Annotated in this window: 3 protein-coding genes and 4 pseudogenes; 4 read left to right on the top strand and 3 right to left on the bottom strand. The window is 45.4% G+C overall.

Translation table 11 applies throughout. The features are described from left to right. The 4 genes and pseudogenes from A1OO_RS15645 to A1OO_RS23100 form a co-directional block, all read left to right on the top strand. The coding region (locus A1OO_RS15645; RefSeq protein WP_017003590.1) for an AraC family transcriptional regulator at window positions 1-395 on the top strand (395 nt) is incomplete at its 5' end. A gap of 260 nt (window positions 396-655) precedes the next feature. Further along, a pseudogene (locus tag A1OO_RS23105) lies at window positions 656-1,239 on the top strand (IS6 family transposase). Between the two features lie 102 nt (window positions 1,240-1,341). Next, a pseudogene (locus tag A1OO_RS15635) lies at window positions 1,342-1,640 on the top strand (alpha-amylase family glycosyl hydrolase); the annotation flags it as partial. Window positions 1,641-1,846: 206 nt separating this feature from the next. After that, window positions 1,847-2,209: pseudogene (locus A1OO_RS23100) on the top strand (IS3 family transposase); the annotation flags it as partial. 84 nt (window positions 2,210-2,293) lie between these two features. Here the strand turns inward: A1OO_RS23100 and A1OO_RS15625 are convergent. From A1OO_RS15625 to A1OO_RS23095, 3 genes and pseudogenes are all read right to left on the bottom strand, one after another. Next, complete coding sequence (locus A1OO_RS15625; RefSeq protein WP_017003587.1) at window positions 2,294-4,291, bottom strand: choice-of-anchor X domain-containing protein; 1,998 nt, start codon at window positions 4,289-4,291, stop codon at window positions 2,294-2,296. A 12-nt stretch (window positions 4,292-4,303) separates the two neighbouring features. Then, a complete protein-coding gene (locus tag A1OO_RS15620; RefSeq protein WP_241819141.1) occupies window positions 4,304-5,869 on the bottom strand; it encodes an esterase/lipase family protein in 1,566 nt (521 codons plus the stop codon). A gap of 207 nt (window positions 5,870-6,076) precedes the next feature. Further along, a pseudogene (locus A1OO_RS23095) lies at window positions 6,077-6,244 on the bottom strand (IS630 family transposase); the annotation flags it as partial. Window positions 6,245-6,251 lie beyond the last annotated feature (7 nt).

Here is a 6,251-nt window from a genome sequence, read left to right as displayed (position 1 = left end):
GATCGATAAAAAACACATGGCGAATATTGCACGCATGGGCGAGTAGCGAAGGGCGTGATTTTTCACAGCAGTTTGGTTTGCACCATTCAAACCCTGCATGGGTGGAATTAGATAAGTGTCGCTATGTTGCCTGCATTGCCATTGATGCGCCGATAAAAGTGCGCGGAGTCGTCAATCAATTGGTGGTGCCGGGCGGGTTACATGCGGTGTTTCGATTGCAGGGGGTGTATGGCGAACTGCTTCCCCAAATTAGCAAGGTGCTCGAGCAGTGGTTGCCAGCGTCTGGTTTTAAACTGGGCTCAACGCCTGCTTACGTGCATTATCACCAAAACCATTTTCTCGATGAGCAGGAACGCTTTGAGTTGGATTTCTATCTGCCGATCAGCTTCTTCTGAGACGGTTAGTACATGGGAGAAATGGTAGATAGACAGTAGGAAATGAAGCATAAAGCGGATTGGAGCGTGCAGCGGGAATCGAACCCGCATCATCAGCTTGGAGGGGGGATACCTACTCAAACTAAAGTCATTACAAATCATGACCATATGAAAATCTACGTTCATTTTTTGTCATTTAAAACCATTTTTCAGCATTTAATAAAACTGAAACAAAACTTGGTCACCGATTTTTGTGCAATTGAGTAGGAACTCACTGGTTTATTAACCGCTTACAACACTTCGCCTTTGAAATCATCCTTTGGTCGCTACGTTGGTATGGATCATACGCCCATGAGTTATGCCAGCGTCAGTGATATGTTGGCTGCTTGATGAAGCCTACATCAAAGTGAAGGGGAAATGGCGCTACCTGTACTGTGCCATTAATAAAAAAGTAGAAACATTAGACTTCTACTTTTCAAAAAAACGAGATAAATATGCCGTTTATCGTTTCCTAAAGCATTGTCTGAAAAGTACAAACACGACGTGCAACCAAAGACCCTAAATACCGACCAGCATTCTTCTTATGGTAATGCGATTGCTCGACTGAAAGAAGAGAGATTACTGCGAGAAGTTGTGGCATATCGGCAAGTGAAATATCTCAATAACCGTATTGAATCTGACCATGTGCCGTTAAAAACTCATCACCGCGACCGGCGGCTTTGAACCGGAACACTACATCCGAGAGTAGGCCACCATCAAGGGATTTGAATCATTACGCCTGTTGAACAAGAGGCAACTCGATTGTTGGTTACGCCATAACGATCGAATATGGCGCGTCAGGGAGAGATCCATCTTCATGAATTGACTATTTAATGTCGAGGTGATTTACACGTAATGTCAGGAGGATGTGTGGAGAAATCCGCGCCATCGAATTTTTTGCAACAAGCCCGAAAATACTGCACCACACCTATTCCCCTTTGCGGGAAATCCGAGAAAACAGATACCAGAAGGTATACCTTTCGTTTGATGGATTACCTAGAGCTTGTCGATTGGACAGGACGGCAATGCCGAGAAGATAAACGCGGTCATATTGAGAGTCGTGAACCCGACATACTCAGTCGTTTAGGGTTTGGCGTTGCCGAATGGCTCGACACTTACACGAAAGTGGAAAAGGGAACCATAATAGGCACAGAGTCATCGATTAAAGGAGCCTTACCTTTGCTAGGGTGGAAAAGACTCTGTGGTTATCGTATTCCAGCTAGCTAACGTCATCCAAACCTTCGTTAATACCTATCAACCACGTGATTGGTGGTTTTGACGCATCTGCATTGTGCTAAATCGACGTCAATCCAGCGAACTTTTGAATATCTCAGAGAAGCATCCTCAACTGACTGATTGGCCGATGGTCACTGATGTTTTCAAAAGATAATTTGTACGATATTTAACTTTGCCTGTCCCTGTAGACCTTTGTCATTGATGCTTTGTTGATCGCGATTTGGCGAAGACGGCCAAGTGAAAAGGTGCTAGTTCGCTCAGATCAAATCGTTCAGTATACATCGAGCGACTGGCGCAGTTTCCTAAAAGAGCACAATATGGAAATTAGTATGAGTAGAAAAGGGAACTGTCACGACAACACCGTTGCTGAGAGTTTTTTTTCGCTGTTCAAGAAAGATAGAGTAAAGCGAAGGATCTATAAAACCCGTGAGGAAGCACGCTCTGAAATATTTGAATATATTGAGTGCTTCTACAATCCAAAACGTAATCATGGTACTAGTGGTGGGCTGTCCCCGAATGAATATAAAAGACAGTATTATCAGAATCTTGAAAGTGTATAGGGTCTTACCACAGCTCACCTCAACGAAAAGGCCAGAAGCTTTCGCTTCTGGCCTTTCTTCTTCCCTAAATTCAATCAACCGAATTTAGTATTCGATAAATAGCGACACGTTTTTAACTTCAACAAAGTAGCTGCGTTCATGCGGTGCTGATACAAGAACAAACGATGTCATTGCAGTTGGTAAGCTGCGCTTCTCGTTTAGAACATCCAATAATGCTTGCCCTGAAATTTCGACGGTTTGGTTTTGCTCTACATTCTTCAACGCTGCTAGTGTATTTGACCACGCCGGGCAGACAGTGAAGGATTCACAGAATGAATCGTAACTTACCGACGCAGGATCCCAAGTGGCATCATCAACCGTGTGCACTGTCACATCGTTGAACGGGTACTGGAGAGTAGAATCACCAAACGTGACGATGAGCGTGGCTTTGGTAATGTCTCCAGTAACTTTACTCAGGTCAAAACTTGCCAGCGTTTCAAAGTCGTACGGTATTGACGCGCCGGCACGCAGGTATCCGCCCACTTTAGGCTGCGATACATTTGCCGCCGGTACACTTTCCCAGTTGTTCCTTTCCAGGCCAAAGAGATTACCGGTTAACGTAACGTTGACTGGTGGGCTAAAGTTTTCCTTCTTGTAAGGAGGTGTTTCACCCAACACGGATTGACGGTAAGACGTCGAGCGGCTGTATAGCAACAACGAATTAAGCTCATACGGACCGTCAGCTTGCTTGAAGACCTCTCCCGACACCGTAAATTCGAATGTGCTTTCCCCTTTTTGGAGGTACTTTTGGAAGCTCACTAGCTCAAGATTTTCACCAGCGGCACTGCTAATATTAACCGAGCCGGTATAAGTGCCGGTGTTGGTCACATGAACAGGAAAACTGAAAGACAGTGCTTTAATGAATGTGCCGTCTTCTGACATAACCGGTGTAGTTTGTAGTTGCCCGGTTATCTCGATTGGCTCTCTGCAACGCTCCAATGTTGAAAGATCAATGATATCTTCGAAGCGCAAGCGAGGAGTCGCGAGTTTAATCGCGTCATCGGTAATGCTATAGATAAAGGGTGTATTAACCGAAAGCTCTGCGGTCTCGGAGAACAATTCGGCAATCTTCTCTTTGCTGTATTCGAGAGCAACCACATGCTTACCGGCTGTCAGGAGTAGTCTTTTGCTGCTGTTTAATTCGTTAACCCCGTCGGTTAAATGCCCGTGTAAGGCATAATCGCCATCTGTTTGAACGTCCAGTTCAAAATATTGGCTGATTGCACTCACGCAACCTTCGGACGTAAACACCGGTGACAATTTATGGCTAACAATATTCACTGACGCAGGGATGACGTTAACTTTTTTGGTCGCTTCCCGTACCAGTTGGCTGCCCTTCCAGTTGACTGTCGCTGTTCCCTTAATTTCGTATTCGCCCAACTCGTTAGGAATATAAGTATTGCTGTATATCCCATCACCTTGCGCTGCATCGATACCTTGTCCGTCATCCGCAAGGGATAGCACAGTGTTGCTGTTGCTTGGTTCAACAACCGTTGCTTGAGTCGCTGCTGTAGATATAGGTTCACCCCTATCAGTCAGTAACGCTGCTACGGGTACCGGCTCACCCAATACATATTCGTTGGCCGCAATCGCCATTCCAAAAGCAATGGGCGTTTGAACCGCAACTTGGCCAATAATAACCGTATCGTAAGAAGGGCTTGGGAAATCAACAAGAACTTTCCATGTGCCCGCCATCGGCTCCTTTACTTCCGGGAAGAAAACATAGCTCCCCGGTAACGCTGGTGTTTGGCTGCTTCCCAATACGCTATTGGTTGATGCGTCGGTCGATAACAATACAATTTTCCCGTTCGGATCCACAATCGAAACGGTGGCATCATCAACAGGAACAATAACTTCTACAACAAAGGCATCAGCCACATCAATATCAAATGCCAATTCTGCGTTGCTATCAGTGCTTGTTACAGGAAACGATAAGGTTGTACTGGTGCTCATGCCAATTGGAACCTGGGTACTCGCCAAAACTGGCTGTAGCAAGACACCGATAAAGGCAAGCGCCGTCATAAGCTGTTTAAAAAATTTCATGCTCGCCACTCCTTAGCGCATCGAAATAATATTTTGGACAAAACGAAGTACATTTGGCCCCGTTTTCATTGTCGAATGGTTTGCCAACACGTTGCCCAAAGACGTAGCGAAGCTTGGATTCGCACTGGCGAGCGTAACGACAACATCGTTTTCCTGAGCCGTTGTTACGTTAGCTGTGTATCTGACGGTAGTGATTATCACGTTATAACCGTTAGAGTAATGTGGCGATACAAATTGCTGGGTATCAAGATAAGCTGCCGAACTGAAGTTTCTAAGGGCTTCCCATGCCGCGACGCCAGCCCAACGGGATCCCCAAGGAAAGAGACCAACTATGTCCGGATCTTTCTGAATCACTCCGTCTTGATCTAAATCGGCATTTGCACCCATAGAGAACGTTTGTGTGATATTTCCACGCGTTCCAGCACTTATCGCATTTGATGCAGTGTCCGTAGTGAGATCCTCAATACCCGGCATTTTAGGTCCCACAAAAGGAATATCCGGCAGTTTCATATATTCCCGGGCAAAGTTATTTGGATCGGCTGTGGTATTGGTGTATCTATCCGCATAGTGTTCCATTTTTATAAAGGAAAGGTCTGCGGCTACGCTGCCAAGGTGTGGGGTGGAAAACGTGGAGAGAGATTTAATTTCAAAGTTAGGGCTTAGCGCTTTGAGATTCTGAGTGTCCAACCCGCCTTTGCTATGCGCAATAATGTGGACTTTATCGGCTTTTAACTCATCAAGAAACGTCTGGATTTTTCGATTTAAAATTCCCGCATTTGTCGCGGTAGTGCCATTCTTTTGAGCAGAGAAACGCTCATAGCGAATTCCCAGATCATCTAAGGTACTCAATACACCTGGCGCGCTGCTTTCATCCCAAGAGTCTGCTTGAGCCGCGATTCCGTGTGCGAGAACGACCGGAAGTGCCACATCAAACTCTATCGAAACCCAATCGACAGACATACACCAATTGTCGCCACTGTTCGCAGTATCTATATCAACGCGGATTTCGTTATCTTGTCCGAACTTTATTTCACCGACGTCGACTTGAAGATTTGTGTCAGTCCAGCGACCGTCAGCCCCTTGAAGGGTTCCCATCGTTTTCCCGTTAAAGGAAACAACATCGACTTCCGGGTTGATGCCGGGAACGTTAGCGCTTGAATCGATATCAAAAACAGGCATGCTAATTCGCGCCTTGGCACCAATAACACTCTGACTTTGCATATTTGCCAACTTACCCGGATCAATCGTCCCGTCACTTTGCAATACAGCTTCATTGACCACATTCGGGACTGGCAACTTAATAATCAATGGACCACCGGATTTATAAGTGCACCCCGTATCAAGGCCACCTCCCGAGTTAAGAACATAAGTACCTAACGTTTCTTTTGGCGGCGCTATTCCCGAGCTCGATGAGCGCGTTGAGAATGCACTTATTATTTGTGAATCAGGCAGATCCTGCGCCAAAGCATAATTGGGGGACAATAAGAAAAAACCGAGCATCGCGATCGGTATATGTTGTGTCATTTGTTCATCCTTGAGAGTAAAAAAATCGTATTCAGATATGTTACGTCTATCCATGATGCGCCTGTACGGTATGGCAATTAGTTTTACTGGCCAATCTATCAGGCTGTATTCTTCTCACTCGGCCTAAATTTTTTGATACCCCTTACGCATCATTGCCTCTTTATTTTGGGTTAACTCGAACAATAAGGACGCACTTGATTCACGATGGAAATAAAGTCAAACACAATCATTCGCCCCGATAAATAGCCGATCCAAATAGCGCTATATTTTCGCTGTGCCATGACCACTGCCTGGATAGGGCGATACCTGCTCTAAAAATTGTTTAACTTGCCTGAGCAATTGCCACATATACTTGCACCGGTGATTTCTGGTTATCGTTTCATGTAAGGCATGCCAAAGCCTTTCGATAACATTTACCCAAGGTGAATATGCATAA

Origin of the sequence: Enterovibrio norvegicus FF-33, assembly GCF_000286835.2 — a bacterium.
GTDB classification, from domain to species: Bacteria; Pseudomonadota; Gammaproteobacteria; order Enterobacterales; family Vibrionaceae; genus Enterovibrio; species Enterovibrio norvegicus_A.
This window is presented reverse-complemented; position numbering and strand designations above follow the sequence as displayed.

Coding starts and splice junctions, on each gene's coding strand:
- A1OO_RS15625 (WP_017003587.1), bottom strand. CDS start 4,291: ATGAAATTTTTTAAACAGCTTATGACGGCGCTTGCCTTTATCGGTGTC.
- A1OO_RS15620 (WP_241819141.1), bottom strand. CDS start 5,869: ATGGATAGACGTAACATATCTGAATACGATTTTTTTACTCTCAAGGAT.